This window comes from Peptoniphilus lacrimalis DSM 7455 (assembly GCF_000378725.1).
Classification (GTDB): domain Bacteria; phylum Bacillota; class Clostridia; order Tissierellales; family Peptoniphilaceae; genus Peptoniphilus_A; species Peptoniphilus_A lacrimalis.
The window spans coordinates 29,873-53,127 of record NZ_KB900377.1; the positions used below are offsets into that span (position 1 = coordinate 29,873).

Here is a 23,255-nt window from a genome sequence, read left to right on the forward strand (position 1 = left end):
ATATTTTTTTCTTCAATAAAAGTATATCTTTTTCTTTAATTTTATGCAAAAAAATATTAAGATGAAAAAGTCATCTTAATATTTTTGATTAGCCTTCAATTTGTCCATATTTTTTTATTGTCTTTTTCTTGTAGAAAAATACTATTATCAATAACATGACAATTCCTGCAGGAACAGCAGTATAACCTATGTCTGTAATTCCAGCAACTAAAAATCCAAAGATAGACGAAATTCCGCATATTATGGCATAAGGTAGTTGCGAAGAAACATGGGCTATATGATCGCACCCAGCTCCAGCCGATGAAAGAATAGTGGTATCAGAAATCGGTGAGCAGTGGTCACCAAAAACTGAACCTGAAAAAATTGCAGCCAAAATTATTACTAAATAATCCATAGCATCAGTTTCAATTAAAATAGGTACAATTATAGGAACCAAAATACCAAAAGTACCCCAAGCTGTGCCTGTGGAGAAAGATAAGAATGCTGCCACTATAAAAATTATAGCAGGAAGTATCCACATGGGCATTTGTGAATCAGAAATTTTAGAAGCTATAAAACCACCTGTATTTAGATAGTCACTTGAAGTAATTCCTCCAATTGTCCATGCTAATGTTAAAATAACAATAGCTGAAATCATAGACTTCATACCTTCTACAATGCCTGACATAAATTGATTAAAGCTTAGAAGTTTTCTCGGAATATACATTATAAACGCGAGGAATAATCCACTAACAGACCCTACCACCAAAGATAAATTTACATTAGCATTTCCAAAAGCAGCAGGTGCTGATTTACCTTGAAAAAATCCACCAGTTTTTAGCATCATAATTAAAGTAATAGAAATAAGACACAAAATTGGCAAAACCAAATCATAAACCTTGCCTTCTTTTGAATGTACATAGCCTACATCTTCCTTCTCAATTATTTTAGATGTATCTTTTATTTCATACTTTTGCATGACACCAATTTCATTTTTAGAAAAGCAAAAATATATAATAGAAAAAATTGTTAAAATCGCATAAGCATTTAAAGGAATTGTACTTAAAAAAACTTTCATAGGATTTTCAATACCAGCTTCTCCAATAATTGCAACAACAGAAGCCGCCCATGATGATATAGGTGCCATAATACAAATAGGGGCTGCTGTAGAATCTATTATTTGTGCTAATTTTGCTCTGGAAACTTTATTTTCATCAATAATTGGTTTCATAACAGCACCCACTGTTAAACAGTTGAAATAGTCATCAATAAAAATTAAAATCCCCAAAATAACTGAAGCAAGTTTTGCAGAAGTTTTACTTTTTATTTTCTTACTTGCCCACTTGCCATAGGCAAAAGAACCGCCAGCCATGTTCATAACCATGACTAAAGACCCTAAAAGAGCAAGAAACATAATCATAAGAGAATTATCTCCTAATTTTTGTGACATAAGGGTAAATACTTCTTCAATAGCAGCAATAAAATTACCGCCAGTAAAAATTAGACCACCGGCTAATATACCCAATAACAATGAAGTAATTACTTCTTTAGTAAGTAGTGCTAAAATAATAGCAATAATTGGTGGTAAAATAGTTAAAATTCCGTAATTCATCTTTATTCTCCTTTGTAATAAATACTATTGTAGTGTAATTAACAAAATATTTCAACTATTTTGTTAATTATGCCCCTTAAATCTACATATAAAAAAGGGAGCCTAAGCTCCCAAAAATTTTATAAATTATTTAGCTTTGTTAAATCTTTCTTCTGCAATATCCCAGTTAACAACATTCCACCAAGCTTTTAGATAATCGGCTCTCTTATTTTGATATCTCAAATAATAAGCATGTTCCCAAACATCATTACCGATAATGACGCTGTATCCAAAAGATACTGGTGAATCTTGGTTAGGGTTTGTCATAATTTCAACTTTTCCATTTTTAGCTACTAAATTTACCCAACCTGAACCAAATCTTCCAGCTCCCTTAGCTTCAAATTCTTCTTTAAATTTTTCAAATGAACCGTAAGCTTCTTCTATTGCTTTTTTTAAATTTCCAACAGGTTCTTTTGAGCCACCTGGTGTCATTGTTTCCCAAAATAGACTATGATTATAATGTCCTCCACCGTTGTTAATAACAGCAGTTTTGATATTTTCAGGAATTTCATCAAGATTTCTCAAGATTTCTTCAAGATCATCTAAAGATTCTTTATCAAGATTTGTTCCATTAACAGCCTTGTTTAAATTGTCAACATAAGTTTTATGGTGTCTGTCGTGATGAATTCTCATAGTTTCTTCATCAATTGTTTCTTCAAGTGCATTATAATCATATTTTAAATCTTCTAATTTAAATGCCATTTTACTCCCCCTTCAATTACCCATTTAAATTTTTACATTAATATATTACCCAAAAAATATATAATTAAAACTTTAATTTTTCTCTCTCATTTTTTCTCTATATCCATTCATAACTTCAGAAAAAATTTCTGAAGAAGATTGCGGTGTATATGTTATAGCATTAGCACCAGCCTCAATAGTTTCTAAAATATGTTCATCAGTATGACCGCCAGTAGCAATAATAGGATATTCTTCTCCAACAATTTTTCTACATAGTTCAATAAGTTCTGGTGTTCTTTTTCCTCCAGCAACATTTAATACTCTAGCTCCTGCTTTTACCTTTCCTTCAATATCATCTTTTAAAGATAATACTGTTGCTATAACAGGCACATCTAAAACTTCACTTATTCTCTTTATAGTTTCATTAGCCATTGGGGCATTAACTACAACTCCTTTTGCTCCCAAAAGTTCTGCTTGCATACCAATATTTAAAGAACGATATCCATTTGTAACAGCCCCACCTATACCAACAAAAACAGGTACAGATGCAACCTCACAAATAGCATTAATAATTTTAAGCTCAGGTGTAAAAGGATAAACAGCCATTATTGCTTGAGCATTGGTATTACAAATAATTGGTAAATCATTAGAAAATAAAAGAGATTTTATCCTTTTGCCCATAAAATTTATGCCACTAGCTCTGTAAATGACTTCAGGAATTAAAACTTGTCTTTTCCTTAAATTTGTTTCAATCTTAGGTATTAATTTATCTTTCTTATTAGATTGTTCCATAATATCACCTCTAAATATATTTTATAGTAAAATAGGACAAATAACATTAATTTTTTAAAATTTTTAATTATTTACATACTTTAAATAAAGATTTTACATTTATATCTTATATTGAATCAAAGACATTATTTAGAAAAGGAGAAACTACATGAGAAATTTTAAAAAAATCTGTGCAACAATCTTTGCTGTATCAACTTTATTGCCTTCATTTATCTTTGCAGAAAATAATAATGAATACGGTAGTGCAAAAAATGTTATTATGATGATTCCTGATGGCTATTCAATTGAAATTGAAACAGCTACAAGATGGACAACAGCTGAAAAGAAATTAGTTTTAGATGATATGGTTAAAGGACTTGTTAGAGTCAACAATTCAAATACACCAATTGCTGACTCAGCTCCAGCTGCAACAGCAATGGCAACAGGTTCAAAAACAGAAACGCCATTTATTTCTTGCTATTCTACAAAAGATGGAATGCCTGGATTTTATGATTTTGACAAAAACAAAGCAAAAATGCCACTTGCAACAGTTCTTGAAGGTGCTAAAAGATCAGGAAGGTCAACAGGAATTGTTTCAACTTCTAACATCCAACACGCAACTCCAGCTGCATTTTGCTCTCACTATCCAAACAGAAATGAATATGAAATTTTAGGTGAGCAACAAGTTTACCAAGATATGGATGTGGTTTTGGGGGCTGGCAGTCAATATTTAGATGCAAGCAAGAGAAAAGATAAGGAAGATTTAATAAATGAAATTAAATCTTTAGGTTACGATTATTTCACAACAAAATCTGAAATGGATAAGACAACTTCAAATAAAATTTGGGGAATGTTCGCTGAAAAATCAATGAAGTATGATATTGATAGAGAGCCATCTGTAGAACCTTCATTAGCTGAAATGACTACAAAAGCAATAAATACTCTATCAAAAAATGATAAAGGATTTTTCTTAATGGTTGAAGGGTCAGAAATTGACTGGGGCGCTCACGCAAATGATCCAGTTGCAACAATTACAGATGCCATAGCTTTTGATAAAGCTGTAGCTGTTGCAAAAGAATTTGTTAAGAAAACCCCTAATTCCGTTCTAATAGTTGCTGCAGACCACGGAACAGGTGGGATGACTTTTGGCTCAACAGGAATTAATAGTGGATATGATAAAACAGAGCTTGATAAATTCACAAACTTGGTTGCTAATGCAAAAATGACTGGTCAAAAAGTTGCTGAAAAACTTGATGATAACAGAACAAATATAAAAGATATTATGAAAGAAGCTTACGCAATTAATGATTTAACAGCTGAAGAAGAAAATTTAATTAAAACTGCTGATAAAAAAGATTTACAAACTGCTGTTGGAAAAGTTGTTTCCGATAGGTCATATATAGGCTGGACAACAAGAGGTCATGTTGGTGGTGATATTGCCCTACACTGCTTAACTAATGGAGATAATTTAAAAACTCTCGAAGGAACTATATTTAATAATCAAATTGGTTTATATATGGCAGATGTTTTAGACATAGACCTTAACAAATTAACTAATGAATTATACGTTTGTGCAAGAGAAGCTTTTATTAAAAAAGGTGCAAAAGTAGAATATAGCAAAGCTTCTGAAGATAACTATGAACTTAAAGTTACAAAAGACGACAATGTATTAATTATACCCATGAACAAAAACTACGCTAAGTTAAATGGTAAAAAAGTTACTATTGGTGGACTTGCAATAAACACAAGTAATAAAGTTTACCTACCACAAAAAGCTATTGAATTAATTAAATAAAATCAAAAATAATTTAACCTCTTAATAATATAAATTGGCTTAAAAAAAATAAGCCGAAAAAAGACTATAAGAAAACTTATAGCCTTTTTTGTTAGAAAAATATTAATAAAAATAAAATTATAAAATTCATTAACAATCTTCTAATTTTCTTTTTATTTACTTTTGTATAATTTTTTTATTTTATTTTTTCTATAATCTTTTAAAAATATTTGATTTTTAAAAGGGATAATATTTTGTATTAGCTAATAACATCTATATATTTTGTATTTTTAGAAAAAACACTCTTGGCTAAAGAATCAAGTGCAATTATTTTTTTCTTATTTTCTCTAGCAATATCCACAAATTTATCTATAATTTGTAAAATAAATATTTTTATATTATATTCTGCATCAAGGTATACTTCTTCTATTATCCATACATCTTTAGCTTGACTAAAACTGATGTATCCTATCTCAGCCTTGCCATCATAAGCAAATAAGTGATTTTTTTCTTTATCAAAAGTAAAAGAAACCATCTCTTTGATTCCCCCCTGTAAATGAGTTTTACCCAATTTAAAATTTATCATTCATTGGGGTCTTCTTTTGGAAGTGAAGATAATAATTTTTTTGTATAGTCATCCTTAGGATTTTCAAAAATTTCATCTACAGTATTTTTTTCTTTCAAACTTCCCTTTTGCATAACTAATACTTGATCAGCTATGTGCTTTACCAAAGCTAAATCATGAGAAATAAATACAAGAGTTAAACCATACTGACTTTTTAAATCACTTAAAAGATTTATTATCTGTGCCTGAATTGAAACATCAAGGGCTGAGGTTGGCTCATCAGCTATTATTATCTTTGGATTTACGGCTATTGCCCTTGCTATAGAAATTCTTTGCCTTTGACCACCGGAAAATTCATAGGGATACCTATCCCTGAAAAATTTTGAAAGACCACAGATTTCCATAGTTTTTAATACTCTCTTTTCAAGCTCTTTTTTGTCATTAACTTTTTCTAGATTTTTTAATCCCTCAGAAATTATTTGAAAACAGGTTTTTCTTGGATTTAAAGATGAATAGGGGTCTTGAAATATCATCTGAACATTTACCCAATAATTTACATACTCTTTCTTGTTAAATTCAAGAATATTTTTATTTTGATAAATTATTTGCCCTTTTGCATCTTTATAAAGTCCCATTAAGCACCTTGCAAGAGTTGATTTACCAGACCCACTTTCTCCCACAATACCAAGGCACTCTCCCTTATTAATATCAAAAGAAATATCATTTAAGGCATTAACAGTTTTATTTTTTATCTTGAAACTTTTCATCAAATTTTTAATTTGCAAAATTTCATTCATAGAGGAAGCACCTCACTTTATGACCATTAAAATCTTTTTGTATAGGTATTTTTCTTTTACAAATATCCATAACATATTGACATCTGTTGCAAAAATAACAGTTTTCGTTTAAATTTCTAGGGTCTTGTAAACTTCCTTTTATTGAAAATAATCTTTTTCTTGTATCACTAATAAGAGGTCTAGCTCTCATAAGCCCCTTAGTATAAGGATGTAGGGGGTTTTTAAAAATTTCTTTAACAGGAGCTTCTTCTACAATTAGTCCCTGGTACATCACATTTACCACATCAGCAATTTCAGCAACTAATGACAAATCATGAGATATGAATATTAGGCTTGTTTTATAATATTTCTTTAGTTTTTTCATCAATTCTAAAATTTCTTTTTGAATGGTTACATCAAGAGCTGTTGTCGGTTCATCTGCTATTAAAATCTTAGGATTTGGAGCAAGTGCCATAGCAATCATAACCCTTTGCCTCATGCCTCCTGAAAGTTCGTGGGGATAAGAGTTATATATCAATTTAGCATTATTTAGCTCAACTTTTTCAAGCATCTCTATAGATTTTTCCTTAGCTTCTTTTCTTGATATATTTGAATGTGCCCTATAAATTTCAGATACCTGATAGCCGATTTTTAAAACAGGATTAAGTGATGTCATTGGTTCTTGAAAAATCATACTTATATCCTTACCACGTATTTTTTCAATCTGCTTTTCACTTTTCTCCAAGAGATTTTCTCCCGAAAATATAATTTCACCTTCTAAAGAATCAAGAGATTTTTTATCTAATAATCCCATAATTGCAAGAGATGTTAAAGATTTTCCACAACCACTTTCACCTACTAGCCCTAGGGTCTGACCTTCTTTTAAAGTCAAATCAACTCCATTGAGTGACTTTATTGGTCCTTTGGAACTAGCAAAATAAATTTTTAAATTTTTAATATTTAAAATTTCTTTCATACTATCCTCTTTTCTTAGGATCAAAGGCATCTCTTAAACCATCCCCCACTAAATTAAATAATAAAATACTTATACAAATTGCAAGCCCTGGAAATACTGTAAGAAATGGATAATCTCTTATGAAAGTTCTGCCTTCACTTAACATCTGTCCCCATTCTGCTTGTGGAGGCTCTATTCCCATTCCAATGAATGATAGGGATGCACTTGATAAAATATTTACGCCCACACCAATAGTTGCTTCAACTATGATTGGTCCTAATGAATTTGGCAAAATCTCACAAAAAATAATTTTTAAATCATTTTCTCCTAATATTCTTGCAGCCGTGACATACTCTAAATTTTTCTCCTCAATTACCTTTGCTCTTATAAGCCTTGCATATTTAGGAGTTGAAGATAAGGATAAGGCTAAAATTAAATTAAAAACACCATTTCCCAAAGTTGCAGCCAAGGCAATAGCTAAAATAAGTTGAGGAATTGATAAAAATATATCCATAACCCTCATTGCAAAAACATCAAATTTACCACCGTAATATCCGGCAAATAATCCTATAATAAGTCCAATTATTATTGAAAAAAAAGTAGAGCTTATACCTATTAATAAAGACATCTGTCCGCCATGTAAAATTCTTGAGAATTCATCTCTGCCAAAATTATCTGTACCCATCAAATGAGTTGGGCTTGGACTTAAAAATGTATTTGATACATCTTGTTTTGTATAATCATATGGAGAAATAAAATCAGCAAATATTGATAGAACAATTAATATTAAAAGTAAAACAAAACAAAGCCTCGCTGCTTTATTTTGCATATAATATTTTGCAAATTTTCTAAATCTTTTAATCATAAGTTACTCCATCTTAATTTGAGGGTTTAAAAATCCATAAAGTATATCTACAATTATAGAAATTATTGAATATACAAGGGCTATAAACATTACACCACCTAAAATTACAGGATAATCTCTGGTCTTTACGCTATCAACCATAAGCCTTCCAATACCTGAAATTGAAAATACTGTTTCTGTCAATATGCTTCCACCTAAAAGTCCACCAGCTTGAAGTCCAATAGTTGTTATAATTGGAATCATTGCATTTTTTAAAGCATGAATAAAGATAATTCTTGATTTTTTGAGTCCCTTTGCCCTCGCCGTTCTTATATAATCCTTATCTAAAACTTCTATCATAGAAGACCTTGTCATTCTCATAATTGAAGATGAAGTTTGTAAACCCAAAGCAAGAACAGGAAGTATCATATGCCTCCATGAAGAAAAACCACTTGCAGGAAGTAGTTTTAATTTGCTTGAAAATATAATAATTAACAATAATCCTGACCAAAATATTGGCATTGCAAGTCCTATCATTCCTGCAAAAGAAATGAGTGAATCTATAATATTATTTTTATTTATCCCTGCAATTATCCCTAATATTATTCCTGAAATTATGGCAAAAATTAGAGAAACTCCTGCCAACTTTAAAGTATTAGGAAATACTCTTAAAATCTTTTCTATGACAGGAGTTTTTGACTGATATGAAGTTCCTAAATCAAAATGAAAAATTAAGTTTTTTAAAAATCGTCCATATTGAATTAAAAATGGGTCATTAAGACCCATTTTATCTCTTAATATCTCAACAGTCTCTTTTGGAGCATTAGGGCCGGCACTTGCTAATGCTGCATCTCCAGGTGACAAATATAGTAGGGAAAATACTACAAAAGATACCCCAATTATTGTAGGAATTAAAATTAAAATTCTTTTCAAAATATATTTAGGCATTTTTCACCCCATTAATTTTTAAAAATTTTTTCAAACTGAAAAATTTATCTAATATTTTTAAATCTCTGTGCATATCCTGCTTCCATGTCAAAATCTGGTAAATCCTTAGATGCTGCCATCAAAGTTTCTCCATAACAAATATACATCCAAGGCATATCTTCATATATTAATCTTTGTGCCTTTTCATATATTTCCTTTCTTTTGTTGTCATCAAAGGTTTGTGTTCCTTGGTCTATCAAAGTATCTAAATCCCTATTACCATAAAAGGTAAAATTGGGACCAATTCCTTTATTATTTGAATGGAAAGGTTGATATAATTCGTAGTGAGTATCAATAATAGATGGATTCCAAGACATTATAAACATATTATGGTCTCCATTTTTTAAAGCATCCATAAAGGCTCCCCATTCAAGTCTTACCACTTTTAAATTTATACCAAAATCTTTAAGCTGGTCTTGCATCATTGTTGCAACATTTACTCTTGTTTGGTTATCAGAAACATAAATAGTCAGTTCACTATCATCTTTAATATTTGCCTTGGCAAATAATTCTTTGGCTTTTTCTATATTTTTATTATAGGGTTTGAGTTCACCAGCTAGGGAATATTTAAAATTTGGATTAACAGGACTTGATGCTAAAGTGCCACTGTTCATATAAACAGTTTTAAAAATTGATTCCATATCTATAGCATTAACTAGAGCTTGTCTTGCTATTTTATTATCAAAAGGTTTTTTTGCCATATTAAAACCTATGAAATGCACTGAATTGTCCATTTTTTTAAGAAGTTTTAAATCTTCATTTTCTTCAATACTTTTAATATCATTAGGGTCAATTTTTAAAGCTAAGTCCATACCTCCTGATTCAACTTCAATTAACCTTTGTGACGATTCAGGAATGACTTTCATTTCTATATTTTTATATTTAGGTTCAGCACCCCAATAATATTTATTATAAGAAAAATTTGCATGGTCATTTTGTACCCATTCGTCAAGAACATAAGCCCCCGTACCAAGACAATCTTTAGTTAAATCTCCACCATTTTCTACAAATTTCTTTGAAACTATTGAAACTGCAGGATGACCAAGTGCTTTTAGAAAAGTAGCATCAATTTCTTTTAGAGTAAACTTCAAAGTTCTATCATCTATTTTTTCATAAGAATTTTCATCTATTTTTCCGTAAAAAGTCTTGAATTGGTCGCTAGATGCTGCTCTCTTTAAAGAAAAAATTACATCTTCAACAGTTAAATCATCACCATTTGAAAATTTAATCCCTGGTTTTAAAGTTATTATAAAAGTTTGTGGATCTGGATTTTCAATTTTTTCAGCCAGAGAATTTACAAGGCTTCCATCAGGTTTTAATTCTACCAAAGTATCATAAACTTGATTTATAATATTAACTGAATAATCATCGTTAATTTGAGCAGTATCAATATTTTTGGCATCTTCAGATAAACAAACTCTCAATGTATCAGAATTATTTTTTGATTGAGAAGTATTTTTTCCACATCCTGTAAAAAATAACATGATTCCCAACATTAATACTATAATTTTTTTCATACAATCATCCTCTCAATCTGTTTCTATTCGTCTAATGTCAGCACCTAAATCTTGGAATTTTTCAACTATATTTTCGTATCCCCTATCTATATGGTAAATTTGTGAGATTTCTGTCTGTCCTTCAGCTACTAATCCGGCTAAAATTAGAGCAGCACCTGCTCTTAAATCAGTTGCATTTACTTTTGAGCCATACAATTTAGACTTGCCCAATATTATTGCTTCCCTATCAACAACCTTGATTTTTGCCCCCATTTTCTTTAATTCTTCAGCGTGCATAAATCTATTTTCAAAAACTGTTTCAATGATTGATGATTGACCTTCAGCCTGAGTTAGTAAAGCCATAAAAGGAGCTTGCATATCTGTAGGAAATCCTGGATGAGGAAGAGTTTTTATTTCAAATGGATAAATTTTTTCCTTACCTATAACTCTTACCTTATCATCATCTACTATAACTTCTGCCCCAGCTTCTTCAAGCTTTGCTAAAATTGGTTTCATATGATTTGTGATTACATTTTCTAAAAGAACATCTCCGCCAGTAATTGCCGGTGCTATCATAAAAGTACCAGCAACAATTCTATCAGGAATTATTTGATGGTAACATCCTTTCAATTTTTGAACTCCCTTTATTTTTATAGTTGAAGTTCCTGCACCTGTGATTTTAGCCCCCATCTTATTAAGAAAACTTGCTAAATCGACAATTTCAGGCTCCTTGGCACAATTTTCTATCAAAGTTTCTCCTTCAGCTAAAGTGGCAGTCATAATAATATTTTCTGTTGCACCTACTGACGGGAAATCTAAATAAATATTATTTGCTTGTAATTTATCAGCTTTAGCAGAAATATTTCCATGAGTCATTTCAACTTTTGCTCCTAAAGCTTTAAAACCTTTTAAGTGTAAATCTATTGGTCTTGAACCTATGGCACATCCGCCGGGTAAAGAATTAACAGCTTTGCCCATTCTTGCAAGTAGTGGTCCCATAACTAAGAATGATGCTCTCATTTTGCTCATAAGCTCATAATTTGTCTGATAACTTGTTAGATTTTTTGAATTAATAACAATTAGGTCTCCATCATATTTTACTTTAACCCCAAGTTCTCTTAGAACTTCAATCATTATTTCTACATCTTTTAATTTTGGTACATCTTCCAAAACTATATCTTCTGTTCCTAAAAGACAAGCTGCCAAAATAGGAAGTGCTGCATTTTTTGCCCCACCTATTCTTATTTTCCCTTTTAATGGGCCGCTTGGTCTGACTACTATCTTTTCCATTGCCCCTCCAAATTAGTTAGTGTTTTAATTATACCATATATATACCCCCTATAAATTACACTTTATTCATATATAAAAAATATGTTAAAATTACAAAAGGAGGAAAAAAGAATGAAAAATTTTATTGGAAGAAATTTTAGAAAAATCCCTGCATCTCCATTTTCAGATGACTATTCAAAAATATACAGAGATTTAATTGATTTTGGTGTGGGCGATCCTGATATAGAAACAGATAAAGGAATAATTGAAAGTATTTATAAGGCAGGTCTAAACGGTCAAACTCACTACACCGACCCAAGAGGTACTTTAGAATTTAGAAAAGCCTATGTTGATTTTTATAAAGAAGAATACCATATAGATATCAACGAAAAAAATGTTCTTTCCACAATGTCAGGCACAGAAGCTTTATATATTATTTTTAAAGGAATCATTGATGAAGGTGATGAGGTTATTATTCCCTCACCATTTTTTAGTCCCTATGCGTACCAACTCAAAATTTGCGGTGGAAAGGCAAAATTTCTTGAAACATATATTGAAAATGAATATGAATTTACTATATCTGATTTAGAAAAATTAGTTAGCGATAGAACAAAAGCTATTCTTATAAATACACCTAATAATCCTACAGGTGCAGTTTATTCAAAACATTTTTTAGAAGAAATATATAATTTTTGTTTAGAAAAAAATATTCTCATCATTTGCGATGATATTTATGATAATTACACATATTATGATGATTTTTATCCTAGCCTTAAATTTGATAAGAATTTAGAAAATGTAATAACAATAAATTCTCTTTCTAAGGATTTTGTAATGACAGGTTTAAGACTTGGAGCAATAATTGCAAATGAAAAATTAATTGATGTTTTTGAATATATACACGAAAATATTTTGTATTGTATCCCATCTTTAACTCAAGTAGCTCAAGTTTATGCCCTAAAAAACAGAAAACAAATTTGCCCACCTCTAAAAGATGAGTACAAAAAAAGAATGAAACTCGCCTACAAAAGGCTTAAAGAATTGAAAAATGTTGAAGTTATTGAGCCAAAAGGAGCATTCTATTTATTTCCAAAAATAAATTCAAATAAATATTCTATGGAAGAAATAGTTGATAAAATTTTAAAAGAAGCTCATATACGGGTAATAAATGGCAAGGCTTTCGGTCCTGGTGGAGAGAACCATATTAGAATTGCTGTTACTGTAAAAGAAGAAAAAATAAATGAAGCCTTTGACAGGTTGCGTAAATTGGATATTTTTAATTGATCAGTAATTAATATTATAAAATTTTTGAAATATATATACTTTTATATTTTCTAAAATAAAAAATCTCAAATTCCCTTATGAACTGACCCCCAAAAGTTGGACTAACAAACCAACTAAATGAGATCAGTTTTTTAAGGAATCTGAGATTTTTTTTATTTTATATAGCTCTTTTCTTGTGACTAATGCTTGCAATAATTGTACAAATAATAGCAACAATAACTACAGGAATTAACCATTCAAAACCATAATTTTTTAAGGGTAAATTTTTTATAATATCTGTTGGTCCTTGTAAAATACCGAAAACCATATTTAAGGACTGAACAATAGAAATTATAAAAGTAGTAAGAGTTGCTGAAATATAAGTTTCATTATATTTAATGAATTTATCAAAAGCACTCATAACAATTAAAACAATTATTACAGGATAAATAGTTGATAGAACTGGTACAGCCAAATTTATAAGTCCTTCTACTCCTAATAGGGATAGAATAACAGAAACAGTGGCTGATGCCAAAACTACATATTTGTATTTTAATTTGCCTTTTGAAATAGATTCAAAATAATTACCACAGGTAGCTGTTAAACCTACAGATGTTGTGAGGCAAGCCAAAGATACACCAATACCCATGACAACTCTTCCTAAATTTCCAAAAAGTGCATGAACTGATCCCATTAAAATATCGACTCTTTCACTTTGAGCTGTAAAACTTGAAGATGCTGTAGAGCCCATATATGTTAGACCTCCATAAACAAAAGCAAGAAGTAAAAAGCATACAAATCCCACTCCCAACATCATCTTCATCTGTTCATCTTTTTTAAGATACCCACGTCTTTTAATATCTCCCATAACAATACCAGCCATCAAAGCAGAACCTAGGGCATCCATTGTCTGATAACCTTCAGTAAAACCCCTCAAAAAGAAATTATCATCAGGAATTTGTCTTACAGGTCCAATTGGATCAAATATACTTTTAACTATAATAATAGTTAGCACTATTAAAAGTCCCGGTGTCAAAATATTTCCCACATAGGAAATAACTTCACCCTCATTTAAAACAAAAACTATAGTCAGTGCAAAAAATACAATTGAAGTTATCCATAAAGGAACACTTGGAAAAATTTGCTTTACAGCTATATCATAAGTTGTAGCTGCTGTTCTTGGAACACAAAAAAATGGTCCTATTGTTAAAATTGCTATTGCTCCAAGAACTTTCGCAAAAGTCGGTGAAACTCTTTTACCTAAATCTTCAGCACGACCCCCAAGATTTGCCGTAACTATTACACCTAAAACTGGAAGAACTGGGTCTGTTAGTAAAAAACCTATCATTGCCTTAATATAATTTGACCCTGATATTACTCCCAAATATGGAGGAAAAATTAAATTTCCAGCCCCAAAAAATATTGCAAAAAGTGCAAAACCAATTGTAATCGTATCTCTAAAAATCTTATTAATATCCATCACCCTTTCTCTTAAAATATCATTAATTGTTATTATATATTTTACTTATGTAAATATCAATTTAAAGTGACGAAATATTTAAAATTTTTAAATAACTATTTACTTGCTAGCTGATAAATTTTTCCGTTGCCAAAAGTTTTTTCTAAAATTTTACCTTGTTTTAAAAGATTATCGAGGCTTTGTTCAGAAAAAAGAATATTTATCTCTTCCTTTAAGACGTGACTAAAAGTTGAAACAAATTCAACAAGTAATGAATCATTTATTTCCCTTTTCTCAATACCTACTTCATCATCAATAAACTTACACAAATCCTCATAAGATTTATAGCCCTTTATTAATCTTTTATTATCTTCAATTAAAAAAGCTGGCGGATTTTTGACCCTGTAGTCAAAGGCAAGCATCCTATCTTCAAGAAAAATCTCATCAATAAATTCAAGCTCGCTTGTAAAATTATTAAAATCAATATCTAGTTCTTTTAAAATTTCCTTTTGTACTTGCATATCATATATGTTTTCCTCTTTTAAAATTGCCCACTCCTTTAACCTTCTCATATATAAGTTGCTCTTATCATAAGAAATTTGTCTAACAGCATTATAATATTTATCTAGAATATAAGATGACTTATGTTCTTCTGAAAAAAGACTTGGAATTTTCTTAAAATGTGGAAATTTTGTTATAGTTGATGCAGCCCTATACATATCGAACAAAATTTTATTTCCTAATTCAACAGAATTTAACTGAGAGAAATTTTTAGGCAAAAAATCTTCATAATTTTCTACAAGACCTGTCATAATAAATTCATAAGATAAATCCCTATATGTAAAAGTTAGAGCTCTTAAAACTCCTTCTAAACCCCAAGACCAAGGGTCTAAGACATCTGAAAAAATTAATAGTTTCATATTTCACCTCATTTAATATTTATTATAGCATACCAAAAAATATAAGAATTAAACAATTTTAACCTTTCTTTTGCATATTTCCTCAAAATATGACGAAATGTAAAATTTCTACAAGATATAGTTTTTATGTTCCTTTTATACACAATATGTTGTATAATTATTTGAAAAGGGAGGGCATTATGTTAACGGTAATAAAAAGAAATGGAACCGAGGTCCCATTTGACAAAGAAAAAATCACAATAGCAATAGAAAAAGCAATGAATTCTACAACAGGAGTTTTTGTAGAAGACCAAGCAGAAAAAATCGCAAGAGAAATTGAAGAATATGCAAATACAAAAGAAGTTCCCATGTCTATTTATGATATTGAAACTGAAGTTTATTATAAACTCATAAATTATAATAACCCTGCAACAGCAAGAGCTTACGAATCTTACAAGTCAGTTCAACAATATAAGAGGGAACAAAATACAACAGACAATGAAATTTTAGGCTTATTAAATGAAACAAACATTGATGTAATGGATGAAAATTCAAATAAAAATCCAATAATCGCATCTACACAAAGGGATTTAATAGCAGGAGAAGTATCAAAAGATATAGCTAAAAGAAAAATGATACCACTAGATCTAGTGGAAGCTCACGAATCTGGAGCAATTCATATTCATGATATGGATTATATTATCCAACCAATTTTTAACTGTTGTTTGGTAAATATGAAAGATATGCTTGATAACGGAACAGTAGTAAATGGAAAGATGATCGAAACTCCAAAATCATTCCAAGTAGCTTGCAACGTAATGACACAAATAATTGCGCAGATAGCATCAAATCAATACGGCGGTCAATCAATAGATATTTCTTGTTTAGGGAAATATTTAAGAAGATCCTTTGATAAAAATTTAAGTACAGCTATAGAAACCCTAGGCGATGTAGATTTGGCTGAAAAAATGGCAAAAAAAATGACTCAAAAGGATTTGGAAAGTGGTATTCAAACAATACAATATCAAATAAATACTCTAATGACTTCAAATGGACAAGCACCCTTTGTAACCTTGTTTATGCATATTAAAGACGGCGATATTTATGAAAATGAAGTTGCACTTATTATTGAAGAAATTTTAAAACAAAGAATTAAAGGAATAAAAAATGACGCCGGAGTTTATGTAACACCAGCTTTTCCAAAATTAATATATGTACTAGATGAAAATAATATACACAAGGATTCAAAATATTATTATCTAACAAGTTTAGCTATCCGTTGCACAGCTAAAAGAATGTATCCTGATTACATTTCAGCTAAAAAAATGGCTTCAAATTACGAAGGAAATGTATTTTCACCAATGGGCTGCAGGGCATTTTTACCACCATACAAAGACCAAAAAGGCAAATACAAATTTGATGGTCGTTTCAATATGGGAGCTTGCACAATTAATCTTCCACAAATAGGAATTTTAGCAAATGGCGATGAAAATAAATTCTTTGAAATTTTAAACAAAAGACTAGACCTTGTAAAAAGAGTTGGACTTTTAAGATACGAACATTTAAAGAAAGTAACTAGTGATTCCTCACCAATCCACTGGCAACATGGAGCAATTGCAAGACTTGGCAAGCATGAAAGTATAGCTCCTCTTCTATTGGATGGATATTCAACAGTATCATTAGGATATATAGGAATTTATGAAGCGACATATTTAACTAAGGGCGTATCCCATACAGATGCTAAGGGCTATCCTTTTGCAATGAGAATTATGGATACATTAAACGCAGCAGTAAAAAAATGGACCAAAGAATATGGAATTAAATTTACCCTATACGCAACTCCTGCTGAATCCTTAACTAACAGATTCAATTCAATAGATAGAAAAAGATTCGGAATTATAGAAAATGTTACAGACAAGGGTTACTATACAAACTCATTCCATGTAGATGTGCGTGAAGAAATTTCTGCCTTTGAAAAATTTTCTTTCGAATCAAAATTCCAAGATAAATCTTCAGGTGGTTGCATATCCTATGTAGAAATTCCAAACATGGAACACAACCTTGAAGCTTTGGAAACAATTGTAAGATATATTTATGATAATATCCAATATGCAGAATTTAACACTAAATCAGATTATTGTGCAGAATGTGGTTTTGATGGAGAAATAAAATTAAACGAAGATGGTCAATGGCAATGTCCACAATGTGGCAACACTGACCGTGCAACTTTAACTGTAGTAAGAAGAACCTGCGGATATTTAGGCGAAAATTTCTGGAATGAAGGAAGAACTAAGGAAATAAAAGATAGAGTGCTTCATATATAATGAAATATGGTCAAATAAGAAAATATGATGTCGCAAACGGACCTGGAATAAGATGTAGCTTTTTTGTTACTGGTTGCAATCATAAATGCCCCCAATGTTTCAATAAAGAGTATCAAGATTTTAGCTATGGTAAGTTGTGGACCAATGAAGAAACCAAAAAGATAATTTCCTATATGAATTTAGAAGAAATAAAGGGGCTTACCATTTTAGGTGGCGAGCCCTTTCAAAATACTGAGGATTTAATAGAAATTGTAGGAAAAATTAGAGAAAAAAGCCATAAATCTATTTGGATATATTCAGGTTACACTTACGAACAAATACAAGCTGACCCACTGAAGAAAAAACTCTTAAGCTATTGTGACGTTTTGGTAGATGGTCTATTTATAATAAAACTTAAAGATCTAAGGCTAAAATTTAGAGGTTCCTCCAATCAAAGAATAATAGATGTAAAAAAATCTCAAGAAGAAAATAAGATTATAACAATTGATAAATTTATGAATTAAAACCAAAGATAGTTACAAGTAAATAATTCAGTTATTAATTTAAGCCTTTTATAAAGGTGATATAGTAAAAGTGTCAGTTAATTATGAACTGGCACTTTTACTATATATATTGTTTTATTTATTTAATAACTCTAAGGCTATGGAAATATTCTCTTTTGCTTTTTCTTTCTTTTTATTGGTATTTTTTTCTAAAATAATTCTTCTTTGATCTAGATTATCTAGGGCTTTTTTCACCTGGTCTATTAACTCATCTGTGGTGAAAGTTTCTACATCTACAGACTCACTGATTCCAAGTTCATCTACCATTGCCCTTACTTTTGGATCATATATAAGACCTACCATGGGAAGATTTACAACTGCTGCATAAATTACTGAATGTAGGCGCATGGCTAATAATAATTTGCATTTTCTAAATATTCCCATAAGTTCTTGAGCCTTGTAAGTTTTTGTAATTGTAGAAATTCTGTCCTTATTTTTGCACAATTTTGCAAGTTCCATTGAATAAACATTATCTCTTGGCATATGAAAGGGAACAAGCAAGACATCATAACCCATATCTACCAAATAATCACAGACATAGGCTAATTTTTCCTTTAAGTCTTGTGCTTTTTTCCATTCTCTTATACATATACCAATTGTATTTTGAGAAATTTTTATGCCTTCCTTAGCCAAAATTTCTTCTGTTTTTTTGTCACTTATAGGCTCCAGTGAGAATACAGGATCAGCCGTTACTTTAATATTTTTATTTTTTAATTTTAACTTTTTTACAAAGTCATAAGAAAGCTTATCTCTTAAACTTATGAAGTCAACTTTTTCCAGAATGATTTTTGTCATAAATCTGTTAAAGGGCTTATTTATCGGTCCTATACCATTTGCATAAACATAGACTTTTTTACCTAAAATTTTGGCAAGAAAGATTAAAAATAAATAGTATGCAAGTGACCTAGTTGAGGTTACATCTTGAAGAAGCGAACCTCCCCCTGATATAAAGAGGTCTGTTTCCTTTAAATTTGCGATAAGATGAGATAGGTTGAACCTATCGGCACTTTTGATATCATAAATTTTTTCCGTTTTTACTGGATTGTTAGAAAAGGCCTTTAATTCAATATCAATATTTAGTTTTTTAAAATCATCTACCATGGCTTTTAAGATGGCATCATCACCTGAGTTATCAAAACCAAAGTAGCCGGAAAAAAGAATTTTTTTCATGAAACCCCTTCTACTTTTAAATTTTCTTTTTTTGTTAGCTCTAATTTTTCATTTTTAGAAATTCTTATAAGACTAATAATTATTCCTAGTAAAATCCAAAATGTAAATATTATCCTTGGCATATATAAAATATGTTCAGTCATCCCATTGGCTAAAATTCCAAATAAAGATGCAATCGCACCAGCTCCCAAATATTTTATATATTTATCATCACTTTTTGCTAAATATAAATTAGCATTTTTTAATATAGAAAAAATCATATATAAAAACACAAGAAGTCCTATTATTCCGCCTTCTGCAAAGATTTCAAGAAAAGTATTGTGGGCGTGATAAATGGGCATTGTTCTTATATAAGTTTCAAAAACTTGCTTGAACGGTATATAGCCAAAGCCTACACCATTTATGAAATTATCCTTTATTAAATGAAAGGTTATATCATATATCTTAGTTCTATATAGGATAGATGAATCCACATTTGAGCCTATGGAAATAAATCTTTCCAATATACTTTTTGGTAGGAAAGGAATCATTATAAGAATAATTGGTATGGACAAAAGTAATAGTCTTTTATCTACAATTAAGACAAAAATAAATGCCGCAACAAAAATTCCTAACCAGCCGCCTCTTGACATTGTCATCACTAAGGCTATAAGCAAAAGTCCAACTCCTGCCATAAATAGCATTTTTTTCTTCATAGATTTGGTATACCACATAAGACCAACACCTAAGGGAATAGTCATTACTAAATATTCTGCAAAAATATTGGGATTAGTGAATACAGAGTAAATTCTAACTGCTATATCTTGTGAATTTTCCACATCAGTCCACTCTGGTCTCATAACAACACCTGTAAAAATTTGTCTTATACCTACTAGAGCAACCATTAAGACTGAAACCATTAAAACTGATACAAAAACATTTATATCTTCTTTTTTTCTTAGACTGTTAACCATGGCAAAAACAAAAGAAACTCCTGCACAGTTCAGACCAAGATCTCTTATAGAGCCCCCTACATTTACCGATGTCAGGGTATTTACAAGGGCTAAAACTATAAAAAATCCTATGCTTAGACCATAAATATCTACTGTAAAATCTCTTTGGTCCAATAAAATTTTTCTTAAAAATATTACAAAGCCCATGGATAAAAAACCTAAAAGTCCAATGATATCAGGTAAAAATGGATAAGCAAAAGCCATAAGGCAAAGACCAATTTTTATATCGTAAAGGACAAAAAATATTCCGCAAAACACAAGCATTGTAGCAAGAAAAAATTTTGTGCTTAGAAATATATAGGATACTAGGACAAGTAATGCCATAAAAATTATCAAAGGAAGTTTTTTTGTTCTTACCACCATTGGTCCACCTCTTTGTCTAGTTTAAAGAAATCTGTAAAGTAATTTATAAATAAAGAATTATCTAGTATATCCTTGTATAAACCCTTTAAGCTTGCTCCAATAAAACCTAATAGTAAAATGATAAGACTTAGCTTGATAGGCTTAGAAAATACAAGACCATATATGCTTGTAAACAAACCACAATAGAGTATAAAGGTAAATATAAAGGATAATAATGAATTCAAATCCTTTGCTACAACTTTAATAGGACTTAGAAAAAGAGAATTCTTTATAGGTTCTCTCAAAATTCTATTTAAAAAATTACAAAAACAATTTAAAATCCCAAAAAATCCTATGAATATTTTATAGGTAAAAGAATTTTCAAATATAGATTTTCCATCATTTAAAGTTCTTCTAACAAATGAGTACCTATAAAAATTGGCAAAAATATTTAATTTTTTTATCAATTTACTCAGTAAACTATGGGAATAAATTTCTCCTAATTTACTGGTAATTTTCATTGATATTCCAACAATTATGGAATTATACATTTTATCACTCTACTTTTATGTCCATCACTATTGCAAAAGTTGCAATATTTTTATTCTTTACTCTTTGTTGGTTGCCGATTCTAATTTGTTCAGTTCCAACTTGATAGAAATCGTCATTTTCTTTCACATCACATTCAACTTCCATATGAACAATATATTTTTCTGGAACTTCTGCTAAAACAACTTGTCCCTTATATTCAACTTCTTTTTTAAAAGGTTCGTAAGAAACTTTTTTTATCTTGCCTAGGTAGGTTCCCTTATCATAATCATACAAGGGGTCCCCTTCTTTAATCTTAGAAACAGTTGCCATTTTAACTTCATTAACATCCATATATATTATGCCCTTCTTGCTTTGAGCATTTGAAACTGAAGGCGATTTAGATAGTCTTTTAGCACCGAATACAGCAATTAAAGCTACTAACAAAATCACCAATAAATCAATAATATTGATAATGCCAAATATCTTACCTTTTTTATCAATTATTTTCATTATATTCCTCCAAAATTTTATTATAAATTTCAAATTGTGCCTTACCCATAGCATCAGTAGAGAATTTTTCTTCTACAAGCTTATGGATATTTTCTCCTAATTCTTTTAACTTTTGCCTGTTGTTGTACAGGTAAAGTATTTTTTGGCTTAAGCTCTTATAATCACAAACTCCAATTAAATATCCTGTCTTATCATTTATAATTACCTTAGATATGCCCCCAACATCTGTTGAAATGCTTGCTACATTCATAAGAGCACTTTCTAAAATAACATAGGGAAAGGACTCAGATATGCTGGTCAAAACATTTAAATCAATAGCATTAAAGAAAGAATAGTTATCTTTAACAAAGTCTAGAAAATAAATATTTTTCTCAAAACCCTTAATTTCTTTAAGCAAATTTTCCTTCTCTTCCCCTTCTCCTGCAATAAGAAAAATAATATCGGTGTTTTCTTTTAAGACTTCTTTGCAAGCAGCTATAAAAGTTTGATGGTCCTTTACCTTGTCAAGCCTTGCAGCTATACCTACCAAGAACTCCCCATTATAATTAATATTATATCTTGAAAGAAAATCTTCTTTGGGGATAAAATTAAATTTTTTATCCTTATCTATACCGTTATATAATACGAAAATTTTGTCTTTATTAAAATTTCTCTCAATAAGCATTTGCCTGAAAGAATCTGAAACAGTTATATAATAATCAAAATATTTCAAAGCAACTTTATTTAAAGTTGTAAAGACAAGATTCTTATAAAATGAATCTTTAAAATCTAATTTATAATCAGAATGAATCGTAGTAATTACAGGAACTCTTATATATTTTTTTAAAAACATAACAATAAAATTTGCTCTGGCTCCATGAGCATGGATAATATCAAATTTTTCTCTATCAATCTCTTCTCTTAATTTTTTAACAACAGACATATCGGCCCTAGATTTTTGTGGAAAAACTTTGATGTTATAACCTAAATCTTTAGCCTCATCATAAAAAGAATCTTTAATGAAGCAAATTATTCTTGCATCTACAAGATTTTTTAAGCCCTTCATTAAAGAAAAAATATGAGTTTTGGCTCCGCCTGTATCTCCGCCACTAATTAAATGGAGAACTTTAATCATAACTCTCCTCCTTACTTAGATAAGTATATAATAAATTTCCATATATTTGTAGCTTTTTTATAAAAAAACATCCTAAAAATGTGGTGACCCCATAAAGTTGGACCAAATACCAGAGAGAATTTATATTTTCTCTGGTATTTTTTATGCTGCATTCTTTTCTCTATATTCTATTGGACTTAAATATCCTAATTTTTCTTTTATCCTATCTTTATTGTAATATTCGATATATTCTTCTATTGTTTCTTTTAATTCTTTGTATGAATAGAATTTTTTACCATGGTAGATTTCTTGTTTTAGTATCCCAAAGAAGTTTTCCATTGGGGAGTTATCTAGGCAATTTCCCTTTCTTGACATTGATTGG

The 23,255-nt window shown here is 30.0% G+C and carries 22 protein-coding genes; 4 read left to right on the forward strand and 18 right to left on the reverse strand.

Annotated elements, in window-relative coordinates; translation table 11 throughout:
• Positions 1-88: 88 nt before the first annotated feature.
• From F594_RS0108345 to F594_RS0108355, 3 genes are all read right to left on the reverse strand, one after another.
• Positions 89-1,591: a Na+/H+ antiporter NhaC family protein gene (locus F594_RS0108345; protein ID WP_019035251.1), complete on the reverse strand. Its 1,503-nt coding sequence runs from the start codon at positions 1,589-1,591 to the stop codon at positions 89-91.
• 126 nt (positions 1,592-1,717) lie between these two features.
• Positions 1,718-2,332: a superoxide dismutase gene (locus F594_RS0108350; protein ID WP_019035252.1), complete on the reverse strand. Its 615-nt coding sequence runs from the start codon at positions 2,330-2,332 to the stop codon at positions 1,718-1,720.
• Between the two features lie 72 nt (positions 2,333-2,404).
• Positions 2,405-3,103, reverse strand: coding sequence for a hydrolase (locus tag F594_RS0108355; RefSeq protein WP_019035253.1), 699 nt, complete (start codon positions 3,101-3,103; stop codon positions 2,405-2,407).
• Between the two features lie 148 nt (positions 3,104-3,251).
• On the opposite strand from F594_RS0108355, the gene F594_RS0108360 reads away from it, so the two are divergent.
• Positions 3,252-4,877 (forward strand): alkaline phosphatase, encoded by a 1,626-nt coding sequence (locus F594_RS0108360; RefSeq protein WP_019035254.1) that lies wholly within the window; start codon positions 3,252-3,254, stop codon positions 4,875-4,877.
• Between the two features lie 238 nt (positions 4,878-5,115).
• Here F594_RS0108360 and F594_RS0108365 read toward each other — a convergent pair whose 3' ends face one another.
• The 7 genes from F594_RS0108365 to murA are packed head-to-tail and all read right to left on the reverse strand — an operon-like array spanning position 5,116 to position 11,769.
• Positions 5,116-5,442 (reverse strand): GNAT family N-acetyltransferase, encoded by a 327-nt coding sequence (locus F594_RS0108365; protein WP_233428281.1) that lies wholly within the window; start codon positions 5,440-5,442, stop codon positions 5,116-5,118.
• On the reverse strand, positions 5,439-6,218 hold the full coding sequence (locus F594_RS0108370; RefSeq protein WP_019035256.1) for an ABC transporter ATP-binding protein: 780 nt from the start codon (positions 6,216-6,218) through the stop codon (positions 5,439-5,441). The genes F594_RS0108365 and F594_RS0108370 overlap by 4 nt, the downstream gene beginning before the upstream one ends.
• Positions 6,211-7,173 (reverse strand): ABC transporter ATP-binding protein, encoded by a 963-nt coding sequence (locus F594_RS0108375; protein ID WP_019035257.1) that lies wholly within the window; start codon positions 7,171-7,173, stop codon positions 6,211-6,213. Before F594_RS0108375 ends, F594_RS0108370 begins: the two co-directional genes overlap by 8 nt.
• Before the next feature lies 1 nt (position 7,174).
• Positions 7,175-8,017, reverse strand: coding sequence for an ABC transporter permease (locus tag F594_RS0108380; protein ID WP_019035258.1), 843 nt, complete (start codon positions 8,015-8,017; stop codon positions 7,175-7,177).
• Between the two features lie 3 nt (positions 8,018-8,020).
• Entirely contained in the window at positions 8,021-8,944 is a 924-nt protein-coding gene (locus F594_RS0108385; protein ID WP_009345165.1) for an ABC transporter permease, read from the reverse strand.
• 44 nt (positions 8,945-8,988) lie between these two features.
• On the reverse strand, positions 8,989-10,500 hold the full coding sequence (locus F594_RS0108390) for an ABC transporter substrate-binding protein (RefSeq protein ID WP_019035259.1): 1,512 nt from the start codon (positions 10,498-10,500) through the stop codon (positions 8,989-8,991).
• A gap of 12 nt (positions 10,501-10,512) precedes the next feature.
• On the reverse strand, positions 10,513-11,769 hold the full coding sequence (gene murA, locus F594_RS0108395) for a UDP-N-acetylglucosamine 1-carboxyvinyltransferase (protein WP_019035260.1): 1,257 nt from the start codon (positions 11,767-11,769) through the stop codon (positions 10,513-10,515).
• Between the two features lie 111 nt (positions 11,770-11,880).
• On the opposite strand from murA, the gene F594_RS0108400 reads away from it, so the two are divergent.
• Positions 11,881-13,032 (forward strand): pyridoxal phosphate-dependent aminotransferase, encoded by a 1,152-nt coding sequence (locus F594_RS0108400; RefSeq protein ID WP_019035261.1) that lies wholly within the window; start codon positions 11,881-11,883, stop codon positions 13,030-13,032.
• Between the two features lie 157 nt (positions 13,033-13,189).
• Here the strand turns inward: F594_RS0108400 and brnQ are convergent, their stop codons facing one another.
• Together brnQ and F594_RS0108410 are read right to left on the reverse strand one after the other, a co-directional pair.
• A complete protein-coding gene (gene brnQ, locus F594_RS0108405; protein WP_019035262.1) occupies positions 13,190-14,491 on the reverse strand; it encodes a branched-chain amino acid transport system II carrier protein in 1,302 nt (433 codons plus the stop codon).
• A gap of 95 nt (positions 14,492-14,586) precedes the next feature.
• Positions 14,587-15,390, reverse strand: a complete 804-nt coding sequence (locus F594_RS0108410) for a thioredoxin domain-containing protein (protein WP_019035263.1) — start codon at positions 15,388-15,390, stop codon at positions 14,587-14,589.
• 179 nt (positions 15,391-15,569) lie between these two features.
• On the opposite strand from F594_RS0108410, the gene nrdD reads away from it, so the two are divergent.
• Positions 15,570-17,693 carry an anaerobic ribonucleoside-triphosphate reductase gene (gene nrdD / locus F594_RS0108415; RefSeq protein WP_019035264.1) on the forward strand — a complete coding sequence of 708 codons (2,124 nt, stop codon included), beginning with the start codon at positions 15,570-15,572 and terminating at the stop codon, positions 17,691-17,693.
• On the forward strand, positions 17,693-18,196 hold the full coding sequence (gene nrdG / locus F594_RS0108420; RefSeq protein ID WP_019035265.1) for an anaerobic ribonucleoside-triphosphate reductase activating protein: 504 nt from the start codon (positions 17,693-17,695) through the stop codon (positions 18,194-18,196). The genes nrdD and nrdG overlap by 1 nt, the downstream gene beginning before the upstream one ends.
• Before the next feature lie 114 nt (positions 18,197-18,310).
• Here nrdG and csaB read toward each other — a convergent pair whose 3' ends face one another.
• From csaB to F594_RS0108450, 6 genes are all read right to left on the reverse strand, one after another.
• Positions 18,311-19,405 carry a polysaccharide pyruvyl transferase CsaB gene (gene csaB, locus F594_RS0108425; protein WP_019035266.1) on the reverse strand — a complete coding sequence of 365 codons (1,095 nt, stop codon included), beginning with the start codon at positions 19,403-19,405 and terminating at the stop codon, positions 18,311-18,313.
• Positions 19,402-20,760, reverse strand: coding sequence for an O-antigen ligase family protein (locus tag F594_RS0108430; RefSeq protein WP_019035267.1), 1,359 nt, complete (start codon positions 20,758-20,760; stop codon positions 19,402-19,404). Before F594_RS0108430 ends, csaB begins: the two co-directional genes overlap by 4 nt.
• Positions 20,751-21,290 carry a hypothetical protein gene (locus F594_RS0108435; RefSeq protein WP_019035268.1) on the reverse strand — a complete coding sequence of 180 codons (540 nt, stop codon included), beginning with the start codon at positions 21,288-21,290 and terminating at the stop codon, positions 20,751-20,753. Before F594_RS0108435 ends, F594_RS0108430 begins: the two co-directional genes overlap by 10 nt.
• A gap of 4 nt (positions 21,291-21,294) precedes the next feature.
• Positions 21,295-21,780: a DUF4330 domain-containing protein gene (locus tag F594_RS0108440; protein WP_009345082.1), complete on the reverse strand. Its 486-nt coding sequence runs from the start codon at positions 21,778-21,780 to the stop codon at positions 21,295-21,297.
• Complete coding sequence (locus F594_RS0108445; RefSeq protein WP_019035269.1) at positions 21,767-22,894, reverse strand: glycosyltransferase family 4 protein; 1,128 nt, start codon at positions 22,892-22,894, stop codon at positions 21,767-21,769. Before F594_RS0108445 ends, F594_RS0108440 begins: the two co-directional genes overlap by 14 nt.
• A 141-nt stretch (positions 22,895-23,035) precedes the next feature.
• The coding region (locus tag F594_RS0108450; RefSeq protein WP_019035270.1) for an IS3 family transposase at positions 23,036-23,255 on the reverse strand (220 nt) is incomplete at its 5' end.